This is a genomic window from Stenotrophomonas sp. SMYL41 (assembly GCF_036319965.1).
Taxonomy (GTDB): Bacteria; Pseudomonadota; Gammaproteobacteria; order Xanthomonadales; family Xanthomonadaceae; genus Stenotrophomonas; species Stenotrophomonas maltophilia_R.
Window position 1 is genome coordinate 27,651 of the sequence record NZ_JAWIRX010000022.1, and the last position, 21,346, is coordinate 48,996.

The following is a 21,346-nucleotide window of genomic DNA, read 5'->3' on the forward strand; positions in this document are numbered from 1 at the left end:
CTCCCCCCCCGCCCCCCCTCTTCGTCCGCATACCAGGCCCCCCCCCGGCCCCCCCCCCCGCCCCCCCCCACTACCGCAAGGCGTTTCACCCGCCCTGTTTTGCTGCGTAATCCTGCGCCTGGCGCATCACCCGCAGCAGGTTGCCGCCCCAGATGGCGGCAATCTGCTTCTCGGTATAGCCCTTGCGCAGCAGCCAGGCGGTAATCTTCGGCAGCTGGCTGACATCGGGCAGGTCAGTCAAGCCACCACCACCATCCCAGTCCAGGCCGATGCCCACGTGTTCGGGGCCGACCACCTTGAGGATGTGCTCGAAGTGGGCGAAGAAGTCGTCCAGGCTGGCATGCCGCACCGGATGCTCGTGGTCCAGCGCCTGCTCGGCCTTCAGCAGGGCAACGCCCTGTTCGATGCCCATGCCCTCCCAGCCACCCAGCTGCTTGCTCAGCGCTTCCTCCGCCTGTTTGCGCTCGGGCGTCTTCGCGGTGTCGATCAGGTAGCCGCCATAGGCGTTCACCTGGATCACGCCACCGGCCTTGGCCAGCGTGCGCAGGCGCGCATCGTCGAGATTGCGAGGGTGGTCGTAGACCGCTTTGGCCGAGCTGTGCGACAACACGAACGGCACCGGCATCATCGCCAGCAGATCGTCGAACACCGCGTCCGATGCATGCGACTGGTCGATCACGATGCCCAGCTTCACCGCCTGCCGCACCAGTTCCTTGCCCGCCGGGCTCAGCCCCTTCCACTCGGCGCCCTTGGGATCGGTGGCCGAATCGGCAAACTCGTTGTTGGCGAAGTGCACGGTGCTGAGCAGGCGCAGGCCGGCGCGGTGATAGAACGACAGCAGGCTGGGATCGGCTACCAGCGGGCTGGCGTTTTCCATGCTGATGTAGACCACGCGCTTGCCGGCAGCCTTGATCCGCGCCGCATCGTCGGCGGTCAGCGCCAGCGCGAAGCGCTCGGGATTGGCCGCCAGCATCTCGCGGATTTCCATCAATCGCTGCAGGCCGTGGTCACGCTCGGCCTGGTGGGCCGCTGCGCTGCGGTCGCCCTGGTCGGTGTAGATCGCCCAGAAGCCACCGTCCAGCGCGCCTTCGACCATGCGTGGGTAGTCCACCTGCGAAAGCGCATTGCGGTCGTGGCGCTGTTCGATGTCGAAACCGCTGCGACCGAAGTTGGCCGGTGTATCCAGATGGCTGTCGAGGGTGACCAGGCGCTGCTGCAGCGCCTTGGCACGGGCCAGCTCCTGCGCGCTGAACTCGATGGCGTGGGCGGACAGCGGCGCGCACAGCGCCAGGGCAAGCACGACGGACAGGCGACGCAACGAAGGCATGGGCTCTCACCGGCATTGGGAAGAGCCCGACCATAGCGCTGCGGCCACGCATTGGGTAGCGCCGGGCCGCGCCCGGCGAATCGCGAGGCTTCCACGCAGATCCGCCGGGCGTGAATCATGTTCACTGCCCGGTGCCCAGCTTCCCGCGCATTGCGATGCGCCCGTAAGAATGGCGCCCCATTGATCAGGTGGCGCGGCTCGGCTTTAGAGCTACAGGGTCAGTCGACCACGCGGCAGAACACGGCCTTCAGGTAACGCGATTCCTGCACGTGGGCCATGAACGGATGGTCCGGGCCGGCGCCGGCTACCTTCAGGATCTGGATCGTCCGGCCGGAGAAGTACGCCGCACGACGCAGCATGTCGAGGAACTGGTCCTCGGCCACCAGGCCGGTGCAGGAGAACGTGGCGAACAGGCCGCCCGGCTTCACCACGCCCAGCGCCAGCTTGTTCATGTCCAGGTACTTCTTCAGCGCAGTGATCACCTGGTCGCGGTCGCGGGTCATCTTCGCCGGGTCCAGGATCACCACGTCGTACTGCTCGCCACGGTTGGCCGCATCGCGCAGCCACGGGAAGATGTCGGACTGGACGAACTTCGGGCGCACGTTGTTCAGGCGCGAATTGCCCTTGGCAATCTGGATGACGTCTTCATCGATGTCGATGCCGACCACTTCCGAGGCGCCACGCGCCGCCGCATACACGGCGAAACCGCCGGTGTTGCAGCACAGGTCCAGCACGCTCTTGCCTTCCACCTGCTGGCTCAACCACTGGCGGTTCTCGCGCTGGTCGGCGAAGAAGCCGGTCTTGTGCGCACCGGCCGGGTCGGCACGGAACTTGATGCCGTACTCGGTGATCACCGACGCTTCAGTGGTGGTGTTGCCGTGGAAGTCGAAGCTTTCCTGCTTCTGCACGTGCTCGTCGGCGAAGCTGTGGAAGCGGCAGCCCGGGAACTGCTCGCGCAGGGCGTCGTAGATCCACTCGCGGTGGCGGAACATGCCGGCGGCGAAGAACTCGACCACCACCAGGTCGCCGTAGCGGTCGACCACCAGGCCGGACAGGCCATCGCCTTCGCTGTGCACCACGCGCCAGGCGTCGGACACCGCATCGAGCTTCAGCACCTCACGGCGCAGCGACACCGCCTGGGCGATCTTGCGCGAGAACCAGCCGGCGTCCACCGGCACGTTCTGGTCAGTCTCAAGGATGCGCACGGCAATGCGCGAATGCCCGTTATAGAACCCGCGGCCAATGAACTCGCCATCGATGCCGACCACGTCGACGATGGAACCGGGCTTGGGCCGGACGGTCGGCTTCTCGACCAGTTTCTGGAAGATCCACGGGTGGCTGGAGCGCCACGCATTCTTGAGGCGGACAATGGGAAGGGGGGTATTCATCCACCTATTGTAAACCGGGCGCCGGGATCAGATCCCCGCAGGGGCTCTGACCCCGGCCGGTATGCCAACCAAGGTTGGCATCTACCAGAGCGGCAGCGCGGGAGGGCGCGCGGAGCCCCGCAGGGGATCCGGCCCCGGCCACCTGCCATTTGACGGCAGCCCGGCCAGGCCGCAGAATCTGCGCCAGAAGGGGAGTAGCTCCCAGACGTTGTCGCCGTCATTTCGAGCCCGCAGGCTCCGGTGCAACGGCAGTTCCAGCCGACTGGAACTGCGAGCGAGACCTTCGCCGTACCGGCGAAGCTCTGTCCCTGGATCCCCTCCCGATCCTCCGTTGCAGATCCTCGCCGTCCGGCCTGGCATTCATCTTTCCAACGGACATTCCCAATGCAGACGATCGGTAACGTGTGGTTGTGGGGCGGCTTCGCAGCGGTGGTGGTCATCGCCCTGCTGGTCGACCTCGTGTTGATGCGCCATGGTGGGCCGCACAAGGTCACCTTCAAGGAGGCCCTGTGGTGGTCGATCGGCTGGGTGGCGCTGGCCCTGCTGTTCAACGCCGGCCTCTGGTACTACCTGAATGAGACTGCCGGCCAGGTCGTGGCCAACAAGGTCGGCCTCGAGTTCCTGACCGGCTACCTGGTCGAGAAGGCGCTGGCGGTCGACAACATCTTTGTCTTCCTGATGATCATGAGCTACTTCGCGGTGCCGGAGGAGCAGCGCCAGAAGGTGCTGATCATCGGCATCCTGGGCGCGATCGTGCTGCGTACGATCATGATCTTCGCCGGCAGCGTGCTGATCAGCCAGTTCCATTGGCTGCTCTACGTGTTCGGTGCCTTCCTGCTGTTCACCGGCTGGAAGATGTGGTTCGCCGCCGGCCAGGAACCGGACCTGGAGACCAACCCGGCCCTGCGCTGGATGCGCAAGCACCTGCGCCTGCTGCCGGACTACGCCGGCAACGCGCTGAGCGTGAAGCGCGATGGCGTGCGCTGGTTCACCCCGCTGTTCGCAGTGCTGATCCTGATCGCGGTCACCGACGTGATCTTTGCCGTGGACAGCATCCCGGCAATCTTCGCTATCACCACCGACCCGTTCATCGTGCTCACCTCCAACGTGTTCGCGGTGCTGGGCCTGCGTGCGATGTTCTTCCTGCTGGCCGGCATGGCCGACCGCTTCCACCTGCTGCCGTACGGCCTGGCGCTGGTGCTGGCCTTCATCGGCATCAAGATGATGATCATCGACCTGTTCAAGATCCCGACCCCGGTCTCGCTGGGCGTGGTCGCGGTGATCATCGCCGCCACCGTGGTGCTGAGCCTGAAGTACCCGCCGAAGGAAGGCGAAGGCCAGGCTTGAGCCTGACCGGCTGTATGGCGCGGCCGGTGGGATTGTCCCGCCGGCCGCACTGCACTCTCCCGCCGCGATGGCCTTGGTTTCGCGCCAGCCACCGCCATTGCTGAGGTATGGACAACAACGCGCCCCTGCCCGCCGGCGATGTGCCGGCCCCCCGCAATGACCGCTCGCGCATCCTGCGGGCGTTCAATGCCAGCCTGGCCGCCGTGCTGGTGCTGGTGGCCGTGTTCGCCCTGCAGGGCACGTTCGACTGGCGACCGTGGGCGGTCGCGCCGCTGGAAGCGAAGGGCCTGCTCGGCCTGGTCGGCGGCCCGATGCTGCATGCCTCGGTCGAGCACATCGCCGCCAACAGCATCGCCATCCTGATCCTTGGCACCCTCGCCGGCAGCGTGTATCCGAAAGCTACCGTGCGCGCCCTGCCCCTGCTGTGGCTGGGTTCAGGCCTCGGCGCATGGATGCTGGGCAATCCGGGCAGCGTGCACCTGGGCGCCAGTGGCGTGACCCATGGCCTGATGTTCCTGCTGGCCAGCCTCGGCCTGCTGCGCCGCGACCGCGCGGCGATCGCCACCGGCCTGATCGGCATGCTGTTCTACGGCGGCATGCTGATGACCATCCTGCCGCACGCCGATGGCGTGTCCTGGCAGTCGCACATGGGCGGCGCCTTCGCCGGCATCATCGCCGCGCTGCTGTTCCGCAACGCCGATCCTCTGCCGCCGCGCCAGCGCTACAGCTGGGAAGACGAAGAAGACGAGGCCGAGCCGCTGGCCGACGACGAGCTGGAGCCGCCGTCACCGCAGCGCGTGCCGGTGCTGTGGCAGCCGCGCGAGGGCCAGGACTACGTAGTGATCCCGTTCCGCCGCCCGGACGAGCCGCGCGGCTGAGGCGTGGTAGATGCCGACCTTGGTCGGCGCTGTTCCCATGGGGCCAACCAAGGTTGGCCACTACCGCACGGCATTCGGCGACCGAACGAGGTCAGTTCGCCGCGTTCCCCGCCGTGCCCATCCCGTCCACCGCCTGCCGGCCGAGCGCAGGATCATCGGTGAAGAAGGCATCGATGCCCGTTGCAAGGTAGGCGCGTATCTCGGCAATCGAGCCTTCGGCATTGCGCGTGTTGTCAGCGCCATTGCGCAGGTTGCTGGGCTGGAAGTGGTTCTCCGGGCGGAAGGTGTACGGAATCACCATCAGGCCGGCGGCGTGCGCATCGCGTACCAGCGAGGTCGGCGTGCCCAGCGCGCCCTTGGCATCCAGCGGAATGATCGAGCGCAGCTCGGGGCCGATGCCATCGGCGTAGCCGGCGATGTCCTTCAACCCGGCCGGGGTCATCATCTGCGCATAGGTCAGCGTGCCACCGGACTTGGCGATGTCGGCCGGCTGTGTATCGCCCTTCCACAGCAGCTGCAGCAGGCGGATGTTGCTGCCCCGCCCAAGCTTGCCGCGCAGGTAGCGCAGGTTGGCGGTCTCGAACGACTGGATGGTGACCGGGCCGACGTTGGTATAGGCGTTGCCGCGCAGCGCGGCCAGCAGCTTGTCCTCCATCGGCAGGCCGATGGACTGGAAGTAGGTCGGGTGCTTGATTTCCGGCACCAGGCCGATGCCGCGGTTGGCGCGCCCGGCCTGCTGCACCAGGAAGACCAGGATCTCGTCCAGGCTGGCGATGCGGAACTGCCCGTCATAGGCGGTGCTGCGCAGCTCCGGCAGGCGCTCGCGCGCATACAGGGTCTTCAGCTCGGCCAGGGTGAAGTCTTCGGTGAACCAGCCATCGATCTTCTGTCCATCGATGACCTTGCTGGTGCGGCGGCTGGCGAACTCCGGATGCGAGGCAACGTCGGTGGTGCCGCCGATCTCGTTCTCGTGGCGGGCCACCATCACCCCGTCCTTGGTCATCACCAGGTCCGGCTCGATATAGTCGGCGCCATCGGCGATGGCCTGCGCATACGAGGCCAGGGTGTGCTCGGGCAGCAGTGCGCTTGCCCCGCGATGGCCGTAGACCGACACCTTGTGCGCGGCCGGGGTGGAGGATTCAGCACTCATGGCCACCGATGGTGCCACGGCCAGCGACAACAGCAACGCACAACCCCACGACTTCACTGCGACTTCCCCAAGCGGTATGTGATGGGCGTCAGTATGAGGCGGCAATGTGACAGGTGGGGGACCTGGGGTCGGATCCCCGCAGGGGCTCCGACCCCGGCTTACTTCCCGATGCAGAAGCTGGAGAAGATCCTTCCCAGCAAGTCATCGGCACTCATCTGTCCGGTGATCTCACCCAGCGCATCGTGCGCCAGCCGCAGTTCCTCGGCAGCCAGTTCCAGGTGTTCGTGTGCCAGTTCGGCATCGGCGCGTTGCGCGTGTTCCTGCGCCCGCTCGATTGCGTCCACATGCCGTGTGCGCGCGGAGAACTCGCCGTCCACCTGCTCCCCTGCCCCGGCCGATGCGATCGAACGCAGGCGCGCGTGCAGATCTTCGAGCCCGGCGCCGGTGGCGGCCGAAACGAACACGCGGTCCGGATCGTCCAGCGCCGGCAACGCATCCAGCAGGTCCGACTTGTTGTGGATGTAGACCTTGTGCGGCACCGCCGCCACGGCATCGCCCAGTGCGGCTTCACCCGCAGCCGGATCGCGCGCATCCAGCACGATCAGCGCCAGGTCGGTACGCTCGATCTCCACATGGGCGCGGCGCATGCCTTCGCGTTCGATGGCGTCGCCGCCGTCGCGCAGGCCGGCGGTGTCGACCAGGGTCAGCTCCAGGCCATCCAGGCGGATGGTCTCGCGCAGCGTGTCGCGGGTGGTGCCGGCGATGTCGGTAACGATGGCGCGTTCGCTGCCGGCCAGTGCATTGAGCAATGAGCTCTTGCCGGCATTCGGCGGGCCGATCAGCACCGCGTGCAGGCCATCGCGCAGGCGACGGCCGCGTTCGGCGTCGCGGCGCAGCAGGCCCAAGTCGCTGCGCGCCTGTTCCAGGCCACGCCGCACCTGCGCGCCACCGAGGGTATCCAGCGGTTCGTCGGCGAAGTCGATGGCCGCTTCCACATGGATCCGCAGCAGCACCAGCTGCTCGACCACAGCGTCGATGCGGCGCGAGAACACGCCATCCAGCGAACGGCGTGCAGCGCGCGCGGCACGGTTGTCGCCCGCGGCGATCAGGTCGGCGATGGCCTCGGCCTGGGCCAGGTCCAGCTTGCCGTTGAGGAACGCGCGTTCGCTGAACTCCCCCGGCCGCGCCTGGCGCGCACCGAGCGCGATGCAGCGTGCCACCAGTTGCTGCAGCAGCACCGGGCTGCCGTGGCCCTGCAGTTCCACCACTTCCTCGCCGGTGAAGCTGTTCGGTGCCGGGAACCACAGCACGATGCCATCGTCGATGACCTCGCCATCGGCATCACGCAGCCGCGCATAGTGCGCATGGCGCGGCCGCAGCGCGGGCGCGCCCAGCGCATTGGCGATCGCCGCAGCACGCGGGCCGGACAGGCGCAGCAGACCAACACCCCCGGCGCCGGGGGCACTGGCGATGGCCACGATGGTGTCGGTGCGGATCGCATCGTTCATGGCTCAGAGTTTCTCCAGCTGCACGCGTGCCTGCGCGGCACCGCTGCCCTGCGGCTGCAGCGCCAGGTAGGTGGTATAGGCCTGCTTCGCCTTGGCCTTGTCGCCGGCGTTGAAGTAGGCATCGCCCAGGTTGAGATAGGCCACCGCACGCGACGGATCGATTTTCAACGTGTTCTCCAGCCAGCGCGCGGCTTCGGCATAGCGCTGCTGGCGGTAGTAGACGAAACCGAGGTTGTTCGCGGCCTGGGCGAAGTCCGGGCGCAGCTTCAACGCCTCGGTGAACTGCGCGGCCGCCTCGTCGTACTGCTTCTCGCGGTACAGCTGCAGGCCACGGTCGTTGGCCTGCTGCGCGCGCTGGCGGTCGGATGCCGGGCCGGCGGTGGGCACCACCAGCTTGGCCTTGCCACCCTGCAGGTCGGCCACGGTCACCGGTGCCTGGCTGCCCTTGGCCTCGCTGGCCGCATCCACCTTGTTGTTCAGCGCGATCGCATCGGCGGTCAGCTGGCGCGTATCGGCGTTGAGGAATTCCTGGCTGTCCGGCACCTGGAACACGAACTCGCCGCCCTGCGAACCCGGCAGGCTGCCGAAGGCCGGGGTCTGGTGCGAGACCGCCGACACCGCCGGCGCCACGTAGGCGGCCAGCTCGGTACCGGTGATCAGGCCGTCGCCGTTGAGGTCACCCTTGCCGGCCAGCGCCTGCAGCAGCACCCAGGTGAACACCGAGTGGCCGTTCGGGCCGGCATCAGCCACCTGCTGGTCGGCACCACCGGCGGTCAGCATCTGCCGCGCGCTGCGACGCGCGTTCTCGCGCAGGAACGAGGACGAAGACGGGCCACCACGGGTCAGGCCCAGTCCGCTGTAGCAGGCGTCCATCACGAACATCACGTGCTTGGCCTGCATGCTCTCGGCGATGTTCTGGATGTCGGTCATCGCGATCGCGTCGGTGGCGAATTCCTTCGGATCCGAATCGACGGGAATGATGTAGCCGAGGTCGCGCCCGGAGGCGAGCTGGCGGGTCGCGCCATGGCCGGCGAAGAACACGAACACGCGGTCGTTCTTGCCGGTACGGTCATCGGCCAGGCGGTCGTGGAAGGCGGCCAGGATGTTGTTGCGGGTGGCCTGCTCGTTCTTCAGCACGATCACCTGCGAGGACGGGAAGCCGAACTGCCCGGTCAGGGTATCGGCCACCGCCTGCGCGTCGTGGCTGGCGTACTCCAGCTTCGGCCACTTGGCGTAGTTGTCGATGCCGACCACGATCGCCCAGGACTTCTCGTAGCCGGTGGTAACGGTGGCGGCACCGGTATCGCCCTTGCGCGCACGGGCGACGGTGAAGTCGCGACCGTTCCAGCCGGCGAACTGGTAGCCATCAGCGATCAGGCGATCGAGGATCTGCGGCAGCGCCTTCACCGCACGGTCGTGGATGTCGTGGAACAGGATGATGCCGCGCTGTTCCTTGTTCACCTGGTCGAGCACGCGCTGCACGATCGATTCCGGCACCGGGTCGGCCCAGTCCATCGAGTCGATGTTCCACATGATCGACTTCAGTCCGGCTTCGTTGAGCAGCTGCAGGCCTTCGGCATTGCGCGCGCCATACGGGAAGCGGAACAGCGGCGCACGCTTGCTGTCGACGTCCTTCAGCAGCATGTCGGTGTCCAGCACCTGCTGGCGCAGCGCGTCACCGGTGGTGCGCGACAACTGGGCATGGGTCAGGCTGTGGTTGCCCACCGCATAGCCCTCTTCCATCAGGTTGCGGCTGATCTTGGCCATCGGGCCAAGGTTGACCTTGCCATCGGCCTCGACCTTGCCCAGGTTGCGGCCCACTTCGAAGAACACGCCCGGCACGTCGTAGCGCTTGAGGATGGCCACCACTTCATCGGTGTAGGCCTTGTGCGGGCCATCGTCGAAGGTCAGCACCACGGTCTTGGCCGGCAGGTCGCGGCCGAAGATCTCGCGGTCGCTGTCCTTCATCGACATCGGGTACGGCTCGATCACGCCATAGTCGCGCAGGATCGCTTCGCGGCTGTAGTCCTTGTGCAGGTGGGCGATGTAGTCGTCCCACTTCTCGCGCTTCAGTTCGATGGCACGGGTGCGCTCGAAGCGGCTGAAGATGCGGGTCAGTTCCTGGTTGTAGTTGCGCTCGATCTCGTCGAGCGCCTCCAGGTCCTCACCGATGCGCTGGTGCAGCTTCACGGCCGGCAGCGATGAATCGGTGCCGACCCGCTCATGCAGATCACGCAGCACTTCGCGGAAGGCCAGGCGATCGGCATCGAACAGTTCCGGCGCGGACTCGATGTAGTCCAGCACGGTGCCGAGGGTGGCGAAGCGCTCCGGACTGGAACCGCGCAGCAGGGTGTCGAACTGTACGGCGATCGCTGTGCGCTGTTCCAGGCCATCATGGAACAGCTGCTGGCCCACACGCGTTGAGGTGCCGCGGTCGGCCGCAGACTGCTGTTCCTCGTCGGCCAGCAGCACGATGATCCGGCGGTAGCCGTCGAGCTGCTTCTGCAGCGCGGCCAGCATCGGTGCAGCGGCCGGATCGGCGGCCGCCGCAGCCTGCGCGCTCGGTTGGGTGACGGTGGTCGCCGGCGCCTTCGCATCCTTGTCGCCACACCCGGCAGCGACCAGGGTCAACAACAGCGAGGGCAGGAACAGGCGGAACGACGGCGCACGCGGCATGGCGGACTCGAAGATGGGAGGATCGGTGTGCCGGCGATTCTAACGCCGCATGCGAAAAGCCCGCCTTGCGGCGGGCTTTCGCTGAGGTCAGCCGGCCAGCGGCCGGCTCTGCCGATTACTTCTTTTTGACCGGGGCCGGCGCGCTGGTGGCCGGGACCGGTTCGCCACCGTGGCGCTTGGTCATCCACCACTGCTGCAGCAGGCCCAGGCCGCCGTTGACCACCCAGTACAGGACCAGGCCGGACGGCATGAAGGCCATCATGACGCCGAACACCAGCGGCATGAACTGCATCATCTTCTGCTGCATCGGGTCCATGCCCGGTGCCGGGGTCAGCTTCTGGGTGAACCACATCACCGCCACGTTGATCACCGGCAGGATGAAGTACGGGTCACGGGCGGTCAGGTCCTGAATCCAGCCGAACCAGGGCGCCTGGCGCAGTTCGACCGATTCCACGAGCACCCAGTACAGGGCGAAGAAGATCGGCATCTGGATGAGGATCGGCAGGCAGCCGCCCATCGGATTGATCTTTTCCTTCTTGTACAACTCCATCATCGCGGTCTGGAACTTCTGGCGGTCATCGCCATAGCGCTCCTTCAGCTGCGCGATGCGCGGCTGGAAGCGACGCATCTTGGCGCCGCTCTTGTACTGGGTCGCCGACAGCGGGTACAGCACCAGCTTCAGCAGTACCACCAGGCCGACGATCGCCCAGCCCCAGTTGCCGACCAGCTTGTGCACCTGGTTCAGCACCCAGAACAGGCCCTGGCCGATCACCGCCATCATCGAGAAGCGGCTGTAGTCGACCACGCGGTCCAGGCCCGGCACGTCTTCCTTGGCAATCAGGTTGACCAGCTTCGGGCCGACCCACAGGCGGGCCTCGGTGCTGGTGGACTGGCCTGGGGCCACGGTGAAGGCCGGGCCACGCGCTTCGATCAGGTCACGACCGGCCACCTGCGACAGCACGTAGTGCGCGGTCTGGTCCTTCTGCGGAATCCAGGCGGTGAAGAAGTGGTGCTGCAGCATCGCCAGCCAGCCACCGGTGATGTTCTGGTTCAGCGTGCCATCTTCCAGGTAGTCCTTGAACGCACGACGCTGGTACTTCTTGTCGTTGTCGTACCAGGTGGCACCGTTGAAGCTGAAGGAATCCGGGTTGGTCATGCTCCGCGACAGGATGGTCGGGGTGCGGTCCAGGGTGCGGTAGACGTAGCCGTTCCACGGCGCGGTGCCGGTGTTGCTGACTTCATCCTTGAAGCGCACGGCGTACTCGTTGCGCGAGACGGTCAGGGTGCGCTTGATGGTCACGCCGTTGTCGGCGGTCCATACGAACGGGATCTGCAGTTCGTTCTGGCCCTTGGCCAGCACGAAGTCGCGGGTGTCACCGACCAGCTTGAAGCCGTCAGCGCCGGGCACCGGGGTGTTCTTGTCCTCACTGGCCCAGCCACTGATCGCGCTGTACGGATGCGCGGGGTCTTCGGTCAGCAGGCGGACCGGCGGGCTGCCTTCGTCCTTGGTCTGCGGGAACTGCAGCAGCTCGGCATCGAGCACGCGGCCGCCGTCCAGTACCAGGCGCAGCACGTCGGTGGTGACGGTCACGCGCTGGCTGGCCGGAGTGGCGCTGGCCTGGGCCTGCCCCGTGGCCTGGCCCGGGGCACCCGGCACCTGGGCGCTGGGGATGCTGCCCGGGGCAGCGCCCGGAACACTCTGTGCAGCAGCCGGGGCCGACGTGGTCGTCGGTGCCGGGGTCGGAGCAGCCTTTTCACGGCTCCACTCCATCCACAGCAGCACGGCCACCATCAGCCAGGCAAAAATGAGGAATACGCGGGTCTGGTTCATCAGCGGACAGGCTCGGCGGGGCCGGGACGCGATGCCGGCTCGGTCAAAGAAGGAGTTGCGATGCCATCAGGCGGCGGCATTGTGCCGTCCACGCCCGGCGCGGGCAATGCACGCAGGCGACGCAGCAGGCGCAGGAAGGCCTGGCGGATCTCGTCGTTGCTGGCGGAACGCGCAGCACTACGGGCCACGACGACGAAGTCGCCTGGCTGGATTTCGGTACGTGTCTGACGCAGGATGTCGCGCAGGACGCGCTTGATCCGGTTACGCCCAACGGCGTTCGGGTCAACCTTGCGGGAAACAGCCAGACCCAGCCTGGCCGGCCGGTCAGCCGGCAGCCAGTGCAGGGTCATCAGCGGATCGGACACACGGCGGGCGCCGTTGAAGACCGTTGAGTATTCGGCACGCGTGCGAACCCGCGCAGAGCGAGGAAATCGCTTGCGCGGGTCTGCAGTATTCACTGTCGAAGGGATTGCGTCTGCCGCGAGGTGCGGCATGGCAATCAGGCGCTCAGGACTTTGCGGCCCTTGGCGCGGCGACGCGACAGGATCTTGCGGCCGTCAGCGGTCTTCATACGGGCACGGAAGCCGTGGTCGCGCTTACGCTTGAGGTTGCTGGGCTGGTAGGTGCGCTTCGTGGCCATTGGGGGCCTCTCGTATGAATGGGACGGAAAGAACCGGAAATTCTAGAGAGGTACCCTACCCCGCGTCAACCCCTGGCAGCTACGCGAATTCACTGGGCTGTGCAATAGCTGTGGATGTTTTTGTGAATAAGTAGGGGACAAGCATTCCGAAGGCGGGCGCTCGGTGGTAGTCTGAGCCATCCATTTCCCCCCTTTCCGGCCTGTGTTTGGGCGCCTTGTCGCGTCCATGCCCCGGCCACCGGACGATTATTGCTGATGGATGCCTGGTCCCGTAGTCTCGAGCGCCTCGAAGCGGAGTTCCCGCCGGAAGACGTTCATACCTGGTTGAAGCCGCTGCAGGCCGATCTGCGCGTGGACAGCCTGGTGCTGTATGCACCGAATGCCTTCATCGTCGATCAGGTACGCGAACTGTACCTGGCCCGGATCCGCGAACTGCTGGCGCATTTCGCTGGTTTCAGCGACGTTTTTCTTGAAATCGGCTCGCGCCCGCGCCCCGTGGAGGCGCAGAACGCGCCGGTTTCCACGCCGTCGGCGCAGGCTTCCAGCGAACCGCAGGTGCCCTTCGCCGGCAATCTGGACAATCACTACACGTTCGCCAACTTCGTCGAAGGCCGCAGCAACCAGCTGGGCCTGGCCGCCGCCTTCCAGGCAGCACAGAAGCCGGGCGACCGCGCGCACAACCCGCTGTTGCTGTACGGAGGCACCGGCCTGGGCAAGACCCACCTGATGTTCGCCGCCGGCAACGCCATGCGCCAGGCCAATCCAGGCGCGAAGGTGTTGTACCTGCGTTCGGAACAGTTCTTCAGCGCGATGATCCGGGCCCTGCAGGAAAAGACCATGGATCAGTTCAAGCGCCAGTTCCAGCAGGTGGATGCGCTGCTGATCGATGACATCCAGTTCTTCGCCGGCAAGGACCGCACCCAGGAAGAGTTTTTCCACACCTTCAACGCGTTGTTCGATGGGAAGCAGCAGATCATCCTGACCTGCGACCGCTATCCGCGCGAAGTCGAGGGGCTCGAAGCGCGCCTGAAATCGCGGCTTGCCTGGGGCCTGTCGGTCGCGATCGAACCGCCGGACTTCGAGACCCGCGCCGCGATCGTGCTGGCCAAGGCACGCGAACGCGGTGCCGAGATTCCCGATGATGTTGCGTTCCTGATCGCCAAGAAGATGCGCTCCAACGTGCGCGACCTCGAAGGTGCGCTCAATACCCTGACCGCCCGCGCCAATTTCACCGGCCGCGCGATCACCACTGAATTCGCCCAGGAAACCCTGCGCGACCTGCTGCGCGCCCAGCAGCAGGCGATCAGCATTCCCAACATCCAGAAAACCGTTGCCGACTACTACGGCCTGCAGATCAAGGATCTGCTGTCGAAGCGTCGGACCCGCTCGCTGGCTCGCCCGCGCCAGGTCGCCATGGCCCTGACCAAGGAACTGACCGAGCACAGCCTGCCCGAGATCGGCGATGCCTTTGCCGGTCGCGATCACACCACGGTGCTGCATGCCTGCCGCCAGATCCGGACCCTGATGGAAACCGACGGCAAGCTCCGCGAGGACTGGGACAAGCTGATCCGGAAGCTGAGCGAATGATGCACGGATGCCGATGAGGCGTCATCGCACAAAACGGTGCAGAATCCGGTAGCAAGCGCGGGACACGTTGTGGATAAAAATGGCGTTTGAAATCGCGCAGAATTTATCCACAGCTTTCCCCACCCCCTGGGGGTCGGTAATACAGAGGGTTTCGATGGATGAAACTCTTTTATTTACAAAGACTTAGCGTTGTTTTCCAGCGATTCTGTCTCTACCAGCACCACCAAGCTTTTGATTTATTCCACATTTTTTTAAAGCATAGGGGCACGGAACCACATGCGTTTCACACTGCAGCGCGAAGCCTTTCTCAAGCCGTTGGCACAGGTCGTCAACGTGGTCGAACGCCGCCAGACCCTTCCGGTTCTGGCCAATTTCCTGGTCCAGGTGCAGAACGGCCAGCTGTCGCTGACCGGCACCGACCTGGAAGTGGAGATGGTGTCGCGGATCGCGGTTGAAGATGCCCAGGACGGCGAAACCACCATTCCCGCCCGCAAGCTGTTCGAGATCATCCGCGCCCTGCCCGACGGCAGCCGGATCACCGTCTCGCAGACCGGTGACAAGATCACCGTGCAGGCCGGCCGCAGCCGCTTCACCCTGGCGACGCTGCCCTCCAACGACTTCCCGTCGGTGGACGAAGTGGAAGCTACCGAGCGTGTAGCCATCGGCGAAGCAACCCTGAAGGAGCTGATCGAGCGCACCGCGTTCGCGATGGCCCAGCAGGACGTGCGCTACTACCTCAACGGCCTGCTGTTCGATCTGCGCGGTGATGCCCTGCGGACCGTCGCCACCGACGGCCACCGCCTGGCGCTGTGTGAAACCGACCTGGCCAAGCCCAGCGGTTCCAAGCGCCAGATCATCGTGCCGCGCAAGGGCGTGACCGAACTGCAGCGCCTGCTGGAAAGCGGCGATCGCGAGATCGAGCTGGAAGTCGGCCGTAGCCATGTGCGCGTCAAGCGCGACGATGTCACCTTCACCTCGAAGCTGATCGATGGCCGCTTCCCCGACTATGAAGCAGTGATTCCGATCGGCGCCGACCGCGAAGTGAAGGTTGACCGCGAAGCACTGCGTGCCTCGCTGCAACGCGCCGCGATCCTGTCCAACGAGAAGTACCGGGGTATCCGCGTGGAAGTCTCGCCGGGCAACCTGAAGATCAGCGCACACAACCCGGAACAGGAAGAAGCCCAGGAAGAGATCGAAGCCGATACCACGGTCAGCGATCTCGCCATCGGCTTCAACGTGAACTACCTGCTGGATGCTCTCTCCGCCCTGCGCGATGAGGAAGTCATCATCCAGCTGCGCGACTCCAACTCCTCTGCGCTGGTGCGTGAATCCAGCAGCGAAAAGTCGCGCCATGTGGTGATGCCGCTGCGTCTCTGACCGCGGTGCTGTTCCACGTGGAACCGAACGACGCCCGGGATTTCCCGGGCGTTTTTTTTGCAGGTTCCACGTGGAGCATCGCGATGGCCGGATCTCCAGGTATGGGTGAATGCCTTCCTTGAGATCGCTGGTTGCCAATTGATCCTGGCTGCCCTTCCGATGTAATTGGTACTGAGCGACTGGAACCCCGTTCCTGGCCTGGCCGCTGTCCAGCCGCCTTGGATCGAGAATGCAGTTCCCGGGATTTTCAGGCTGATCGCATGTGCCCTGATCTGGTCCGATGGATGAAGCGGATCACGTGCGCATCGCGGTGATTGCTTCATCTGCGGACATCACTGTCCACAGGCCTGGTTGGGGCCGGATCGGGGTCAGCCTAGCTTCTAAATCTGGGTATAAATCTAAAGCATGGTGGTGATGGTAGGCACAGATTTCGTGGAGAAATGCATTATCTGATTGATTTTTCAGAGATTTATGCACCTGAAACCCCCTGTATAGAGGCCCCTCAGGCTGGGGTGGAACCTGTGGATAGATTCGCAGGTCGGGCAAAAGGGCTTTTTTATCCACAGTTTGCCCATACCTTGTGTATAAGTCATACAGACCTGCTGTGGACAGCGTGAAACGGCGGGCTCGAATTCTTTGAAATCTGTGGAACCCTCCAGGGCATCGCATCGTAGATTTCAAGAAATCTGCGCGGTGTTCGCGCAAACCACCCGTCGGGCACCTGGCGATGCTCGCGGAATGAGGCTGAAATCGCTGAAGTCTGAGGGCCAGTACCCTGCGCCGCCGCTCAGAATTCAAGGATTCCCGGGCGTATCCAGAGCCAGGAGATCCCAGGTGAGGGAGCGCCACCACGTGGAACACGCGTAGTGTTGCTAGGCGGAGGCTTCAGCACAGTGGCGATGTCTGGCGCGGCACGGCTGGCTTGACCGATGCAGTAAGCTGATGGATTCCCTGCCCCTCTACCGCCTTGTGCGGATGGTCTTTCGCGCCCCATGCTTATCCGCCGCCTCGCCTTGCATCAACTGCGTCGCTTCAGTGCGGTGGATCTGTTGCCCCAGCCGGGATTGAACCTGCTGACCGGCGACAACGGTGCCGGCAAAACCAGTGTGCTCGAGGCCCTGCATCTGATGGCCTATGGGCGCAGCTTCCGTGGTCGGGTTCGCGATGGGTTGGTGCGACAGGGCCAGGAAGCTCTGGAAATCTTCGTGGAATGGGAGGAACAGCGTGCCAATCACCCGCCGCACCGCCGAAAGGCCGGCTTGCGCCACAGCGGCCAGGACTGGAAGGGTCGATTGGACGGCGAAGACGTGGCTCAGCTCGGCAATCTGTGCGCAGCGCTGGCGGTAGTAACGTTCGAACCCGGCAGCCATGCGTTGGTCAGTGGTGGTGGTGAACCCCGCCGCCGCTTCCTCGATTGGGGCTTGTTCCACGTGGAACCGGACTTTCTGTCGCTCTGGCGCCGCTACTCGCGTGCACTGAAACAGCGAAATGCCCTGCTCAAGCAAGGTGGCTCGTCGCGGATGCTGGATACCTGGGATCACGAACTGGCCGAGGCTGGAGAACCCCTGACCAGCCGTCGCCAGCACTACCTGGAGCGCCTGCAGCAGCGTACCGTCTCCCTGGCTGGCAGCTTGGCCCCGCAACTTGGGATCCAGGCACTGGAACTCAGCCCAGGTTGGCGTCGGCACGAGCTTCCCCTGGCCGATGCCCTGCTTCTAGCCCGGGAGCGTGATCGGCAGGCCGGGTATACCTCGGTCGGCCCGCACCGGGCGGACTGGAGCGTGGATTTCCAAAGTATTCCTGGGCGCGATGCGCTGTCCCGCGGCCAAGCCAAGCTGACGGCATTGGCCTGTCTGCTGGCACAGGCCGAGGACTACGCAGAACAGCGCGGCGAATGGCCGGTGATCGCGTTGGACGATCTGTCCTCCGAGCTGGATCGCACCCATCAGGCGCGGGTTCTGGAGCGCCTGCTCAACGGACCGGCACAGATCTTCGTCACCGCCACCGAAACACCGGCAGCATTGGAAGAACTGACCCACATCGCCCGGTTCCACGTGGAACATGCACAGATCGTGGCTGTGCCATAGTGGGCACACCAGGGCCGCTCGACCCCGGCTGGTATAATTCGGGTTGGAATCCTTTCATTCTCGGCGCATCGCTCCAAGCGGTGGCCGACCTGCGGAGCCTACGGCAAGCGCAATGAGCGACGAACAGAACACCCCGGCAAACAACGGCAATTACGACGCCAACAGCATTACCGCCCTGGAAGGCCTGGAGGCTGTCCGCAAGCGTCCCGGCATGTACATCGGTGACGTGCATGACGGCACCGGACTGCACCACATGGTGTTCGAGGTCGTTGACAACTCGATCGACGAAGCGCTGGCCGGCCACGCCGATCACGTTGCAGTGACGATCCACGCCGACGGCTCGGTTTCGGTATCCGACAACGGCCGCGGTATCCCGACCGGCAAGCACGAGCAGATGAGCGCCAAGCTCGGTCGCGAAGTGTCTGCCGCCGAAGTGGTCATGACTGTCCTGCACGCGGGCGGCAAGTTCGACGACAACAGCTACAAGGTTTCCGGCGGCCTGCACGGCGTCGGCGTCAGCGTGGTCAACGCGCTGTCGCAGAAGCTGCTGGTGGACGTGTTCCAGAACGGCTTCCATTACCAGCAGGAATTCAGCGACGGTGCCGCCGTGACCGCACTGGCCAAGCTGGAAACCACCACCAAGCGCGGTACCACCGTGCGCTTCTGGCCGTCGACCGTTGCCTTCCACGACAACGTGGAATTCCACTACGACATCCTGGCCCGCCGCCTGCGCGAGCTGTCGTTCCTGAACTCCGGCGTCAAGATCGTCCTTGCCGATGAGCGTGGCGATGGCCGTCGCGATGATTTCCACTACGAAGGCGGCATCCGCAGCTTCGTGGAGCATCTGGCGCAGCTGAAGACCCCGCTGCACCCGAACGTCATCTCCGTCACCGGCGAGCACAACGGCATCGTCGTGGATGTGGCGCTGCAGTGGACCGACTCCTACCAGGAGACGATGTACTGCTTCACCAACAACATTCCGCAGAAGGACGGCGGTACCCACCTCGCCGGTTTCCGTGGCGCGCTGACCCGTGTGCTCAACAACTACATCGAACAGAACGGCATCGCCAAGCAGGCCAAGATCAACCTGACCGGCGACGACATGCGCGAAGGCATGATCGCGGTGCTGTCGGTGAAGGTGCCGGACCCGAGCTTCTCCAGCCAGACCAAGGAAAAGCTGGTCAGCTCCGACGTACGTCCGGCAGTGGAAAACGCCTTTGGTGCGCGCCTGGAAGAGTTCCTGCAGGAAAACCCGAACGAAGCCAAGGCGATCGCCGGCAAGATCGTCGACGCCGCGCGAGCACGAGAAGCCGCGCGCAAGGCCCGCGACCTGACCCGCCGCAAGGGCGCGCTGGACATCGCCGGCCTGCCGGGCAAGCTGGCCGACTGCCAGGAAAAGGACCCGGCGCTGTCCGAACTGTTCATCGTCGAGGGTGACTCGGCAGGTGGTTCGGCCAAGCAGGGTCGCAACCGCAAGAACCAGGCGGTGCTGCCGCTGCGCGGCAAGATCCTCAACGTGGAACGCGCGCGCTTTGACCGCATGCTGTCGTCCGACCAGGTCGGTACGCTGATCACCGCGCTGGGTACCGGCATCGGCCGTGACGAGTACAACCCGGACAAGCTGCGTTACCACAAGATCATCATCATGACCGACGCCGACGTCGACGGCGCCCACATCCGCACCCTGCTGCTGACGTTCTTCTACCGTCAGATGCCGGAGCTGATCGAGCGCGGTTACGTCTACATCGGCCTGCCGCCGCTGTACAAGATCAAGCAGGGCAAGCAGGAGCTGTACCTGAAGGACGACCCCGCGCTGGACAGCTACCTGGCCAGCAGTGCGGTGGAAAACGCCGCGCTGGTGCCGGCCACCGGCGAACCGGGCATCGAAGGCCTGGCGCTGGAAAAGCTGCTGCTGGCCTATGCCGCCGCGCTGGACTCGATCGAGCGCAACGCGCATCGCTATGACCGCAACCTGCTCGAAGCGCTGGTCGATTTCGTGCCGATGGACCTGGACAGCCTGCGCAATGCCGGCGAAGGCGAAGGCCTGGATGCGCTGGCCAAGCGCCTCAACCAGGGCAGCCTGGGCAGCCCGCGCTTCAGCCTGGAACTGCAGGAACCGAACGACGAGCGCCCGGCCGCTGTGCTGGTGACCCGCCGCCACATGGGCGAGGAGCACATCCAGGTGCTGCCGATGTCGGCGTTCGAGAGTGGCGAACTGCGTGCGATCCACCAGGCCTCCAAGCTGTTGCACGGCCTGGTGCGCGAAGGCGCGACGATTTCCCGCGGCGCCAAGTCGATTGAAGTGGACAGTTTTGCCAAGGCGCAGAACTGGCTGCTCGAGGAGGCCAAGCGCGGCCGTCAGATCCAGCGATTCAAGGGGCTGGGCGAAATGAATCCGGAACAGTTGTGGGATACCACGGTGAACCCGGAGACCCGTCGCCTGCTGCAGGTGCGCATTGAAGACGCGGTCGCTGCCGACCAGATTTTCAGTACCCTGATGGGCGATGTGGTCGAACCGCGTCGCGACTTCATCGAAGACAATGCGTTGAAGGTCGCGAATCTGGATATCTGACACAATCGGGACCTGGCCGGTGCGCGGGGAGCTGCACCGGCCGTCGTCCCTTGAACGCAGGTACCTGATGTCCGCATCCGCCCCGGTTTCCGCCCCGCCTCCGGTTCCGCCGGCATCCGCCCCTCCGCGCGCCGTTGCACCGTTGGCAGGTTTCTTCATCGACCTGGGCATCGCTGCCGTCGCCCTGGTCGGCCTGAGCATGGTCACCGGTCTGTTCTGGGGCTTCTACCGTGCGATCGTGGTCAGCCGCGCCAATGCCGAGGCCAATGGCGGCGCACTGACCCCTGACACCGTCAGCGCGGTGGTGGGCCAGCCCGGGGCCCTGGCGCAGATCCTGATGGCCCTGATCGCCACCGGTGGCGCCGCACTGCTGCTGTACTTCTGGCGCCGTCCGGCAAACGCCGGCGAGCGCCAGGCCTCGCGGCAGGCGCTGCTGCGGCCTTCCACCTGGGGCTGGACCCTGCTGGTGGCCACGCTGATCGTGCTGGGCAGCAACGGCATCGCCTTCCTTTCCAAGCAGTTCGGCATCGAGCCGGTACCCACCAACGTGGAACTGATGCAGAGCGCGATCGCTCGCTTCCCGTTGTTCCTGGTGCTGTTCGCGGTCGTCCTCGCCCCCGCCTATGAAGAGCTGCTGTTCCGCCGCGTCCTGTTCGGGCGCCTGTGGCAGGCCGGCCGGCCCTGGCTGGGCCTCATCCTCAGCAGCCTGGCGTTCGCCCTGGTCCATGAAGTGCCCGGTGTCAGCAAGAATTCGCTGCTGGGCATGGCGCAGCTGTGGCTGGTCTACGGCGGCATGGGGGCCGCCTTCTGCTGGCTGTACCGCCGCACCGGCACGCTGTGGGCGGCGATCACCGCGCATGCGCTGAACAATGCGGTTGCGCTGGCCGCGATGGTGTTCCTGGGATCAACGTAACGCCGTGCCCGCTTGACGAAAGATTAAGCAGGTACGCTACACACTGCGCACATGAACACGGGGGT

Annotated in this window: 15 protein-coding genes; 7 read left to right on the top strand and 8 right to left on the bottom strand. The window is 65.2% G+C overall.

The genetic code is table 11. The features are described from left to right. Positions 1-85: 85 nt before the first annotated feature. A complete protein-coding gene (locus V3B30_RS19885; RefSeq protein ID WP_262084121.1) occupies positions 86-1,327 on the bottom strand; it encodes a dipeptidase in 1,242 nt (413 codons plus the stop codon). A gap of 218 nt (positions 1,328-1,545) precedes the next feature. Next, positions 1,546-2,715, bottom strand: a complete 1,170-nt coding sequence (locus V3B30_RS19890) for a class I SAM-dependent rRNA methyltransferase (RefSeq protein WP_100475116.1) — start codon at positions 2,713-2,715, stop codon at positions 1,546-1,548. A gap of 384 nt (positions 2,716-3,099) precedes the next feature. Here V3B30_RS19890 and V3B30_RS19895 point away from each other — a divergent pair, with 384 nt between their 5' ends. After that, positions 3,100-4,062: a TerC family protein gene (locus V3B30_RS19895; protein ID WP_005421228.1), complete on the top strand. Its 963-nt coding sequence runs from the start codon at positions 3,100-3,102 to the stop codon at positions 4,060-4,062. Between the two features lie 107 nt (positions 4,063-4,169). Beyond that, positions 4,170-4,940, top strand: coding sequence for a rhomboid family intramembrane serine protease (locus V3B30_RS19900; protein ID WP_100475115.1), 771 nt, complete (start codon positions 4,170-4,172; stop codon positions 4,938-4,940). A 91-nt stretch (positions 4,941-5,031) separates the two neighbouring features. On the opposite strand, the gene V3B30_RS19905 is transcribed toward V3B30_RS19900, so the two are convergent. The 6 genes from V3B30_RS19905 to rpmH form a co-directional block, all read right to left on the bottom strand. Then, positions 5,032-6,147: a glycerophosphodiester phosphodiesterase gene (locus V3B30_RS19905; protein ID WP_262084120.1), complete on the bottom strand. Its 1,116-nt coding sequence runs from the start codon at positions 6,145-6,147 to the stop codon at positions 5,032-5,034. Between the two features lie 101 nt (positions 6,148-6,248). Beyond that, complete coding sequence (gene mnmE / locus V3B30_RS19910) at positions 6,249-7,598, bottom strand: tRNA uridine-5-carboxymethylaminomethyl(34) synthesis GTPase MnmE (protein ID WP_262084119.1); 1,350 nt, start codon at positions 7,596-7,598, stop codon at positions 6,249-6,251. Between the two features lie 3 nt (positions 7,599-7,601). Next, positions 7,602-10,274 carry a polysaccharide deacetylase family protein gene (locus V3B30_RS19915; RefSeq protein WP_262084118.1) on the bottom strand — a complete coding sequence of 891 codons (2,673 nt, stop codon included), beginning with the start codon at positions 10,272-10,274 and terminating at the stop codon, positions 7,602-7,604. Between the two features lie 115 nt (positions 10,275-10,389). Beyond that, complete coding sequence (yidC, locus tag V3B30_RS19920) at positions 10,390-12,105, bottom strand: membrane protein insertase YidC (protein WP_262084117.1); 1,716 nt, start codon at positions 12,103-12,105, stop codon at positions 10,390-10,392. Beyond that, on the bottom strand, positions 12,105-12,599 hold the full coding sequence (gene rnpA / locus V3B30_RS19925) for a ribonuclease P protein component (protein ID WP_074725861.1): 495 nt from the start codon (positions 12,597-12,599) through the stop codon (positions 12,105-12,107). The genes yidC and rnpA overlap by 1 nt, the downstream gene beginning before the upstream one ends. Before the next feature lie 5 nt (positions 12,600-12,604). Further along, on the bottom strand, positions 12,605-12,745 hold the full coding sequence (rpmH, locus tag V3B30_RS19930; RefSeq protein ID WP_005411729.1) for a 50S ribosomal protein L34: 141 nt from the start codon (positions 12,743-12,745) through the stop codon (positions 12,605-12,607). A 255-nt stretch (positions 12,746-13,000) separates the two neighbouring features. Between rpmH and dnaA the strand changes: the two genes are divergently transcribed. The 5 genes from dnaA (at position 13,001) to V3B30_RS19955 (ending at position 21,281) form a co-directional block, all read left to right on the top strand. Continuing rightward, positions 13,001-14,332 (top strand): chromosomal replication initiator protein DnaA, encoded by a 1,332-nt coding sequence (gene dnaA, locus V3B30_RS19935; RefSeq protein ID WP_100475110.1) that lies wholly within the window; start codon positions 13,001-13,003, stop codon positions 14,330-14,332. 276 nt (positions 14,333-14,608) lie between these two features. Further along, the gene (gene dnaN / locus V3B30_RS19940; RefSeq protein WP_005411731.1) at positions 14,609-15,709 is read left to right on the top strand and encodes a DNA polymerase III subunit beta; all 1,101 of its coding nucleotides are present in this window, start codon (positions 14,609-14,611) and stop codon (positions 15,707-15,709) included. A gap of 992 nt (positions 15,710-16,701) precedes the next feature. Continuing rightward, the gene (gene recF / locus V3B30_RS19945; RefSeq protein ID WP_262084116.1) at positions 16,702-17,796 is read left to right on the top strand and encodes a DNA replication/repair protein RecF; all 1,095 of its coding nucleotides are present in this window, start codon (positions 16,702-16,704) and stop codon (positions 17,794-17,796) included. Positions 17,797-17,908: 112 nt separating this feature from the next. Next, positions 17,909-20,368, top strand: a complete 2,460-nt coding sequence (gyrB, locus tag V3B30_RS19950; protein ID WP_100475108.1) for a DNA topoisomerase (ATP-hydrolyzing) subunit B — start codon at positions 17,909-17,911, stop codon at positions 20,366-20,368. A 67-nt stretch (positions 20,369-20,435) separates the two neighbouring features. Further along, a complete protein-coding gene (locus V3B30_RS19955; protein ID WP_262084115.1) occupies positions 20,436-21,281 on the top strand; it encodes a CPBP family intramembrane glutamic endopeptidase in 846 nt (281 codons plus the stop codon). Positions 21,282-21,346: the final 65 nt, after the last annotated feature.

What these genes read in the sequence shown, in the direction of transcription:
- V3B30_RS19885 (WP_262084121.1), bottom strand. Translation starts at nt 1,327, where the DNA reads ATGCCTTCGTTGCGTCGCCTGTCCGTCGTGCTTGCCCTGGCGCTGTGC.
- V3B30_RS19890 (WP_100475116.1), bottom strand. Translation starts at nt 2,715, where the DNA reads ATGAATACCCCCCTTCCCATTGTCCGCCTCAAGAATGCGTGGCGCTCC.
- V3B30_RS19895 (WP_005421228.1), top strand. Translation starts at nt 3,100, where the DNA reads ATGCAGACGATCGGTAACGTGTGGTTGTGGGGCGGCTTCGCAGCGGTG.
- V3B30_RS19900 (WP_100475115.1), top strand. Translation starts at nt 4,170, where the DNA reads ATGGACAACAACGCGCCCCTGCCCGCCGGCGATGTGCCGGCCCCCCGC.
- mnmE (WP_262084119.1), bottom strand. Translation starts at nt 7,598, where the DNA reads ATGAACGATGCGATCCGCACCGACACCATCGTGGCCATCGCCAGTGCC.
- V3B30_RS19915 (WP_262084118.1), bottom strand. Translation starts at nt 10,274, where the DNA reads ATGCCGCGTGCGCCGTCGTTCCGCCTGTTCCTGCCCTCGCTGTTGTTG.
- yidC (WP_262084117.1), bottom strand. Translation starts at nt 12,105, where the DNA reads ATGAACCAGACCCGCGTATTCCTCATTTTTGCCTGGCTGATGGTGGCC.
- rnpA (WP_074725861.1), bottom strand. Translation starts at nt 12,599, where the DNA reads ATGCCGCACCTCGCGGCAGACGCAATCCCTTCGACAGTGAATACTGCA.
- rpmH (WP_005411729.1), bottom strand. Translation starts at nt 12,745, where the DNA reads ATGGCCACGAAGCGCACCTACCAGCCCAGCAACCTCAAGCGTAAGCGC.
- dnaA (WP_100475110.1), top strand. Translation starts at nt 13,001, where the DNA reads ATGGATGCCTGGTCCCGTAGTCTCGAGCGCCTCGAAGCGGAGTTCCCG.
- dnaN (WP_005411731.1), top strand. Translation starts at nt 14,609, where the DNA reads ATGCGTTTCACACTGCAGCGCGAAGCCTTTCTCAAGCCGTTGGCACAG.
- recF (WP_262084116.1), top strand. Translation starts at nt 16,702, where the DNA reads ATGCTTATCCGCCGCCTCGCCTTGCATCAACTGCGTCGCTTCAGTGCG.
- gyrB (WP_100475108.1), top strand. Translation starts at nt 17,909, where the DNA reads ATGAGCGACGAACAGAACACCCCGGCAAACAACGGCAATTACGACGCC.
- V3B30_RS19955 (WP_262084115.1), top strand. Translation starts at nt 20,436, where the DNA reads ATGTCCGCATCCGCCCCGGTTTCCGCCCCGCCTCCGGTTCCGCCGGCA.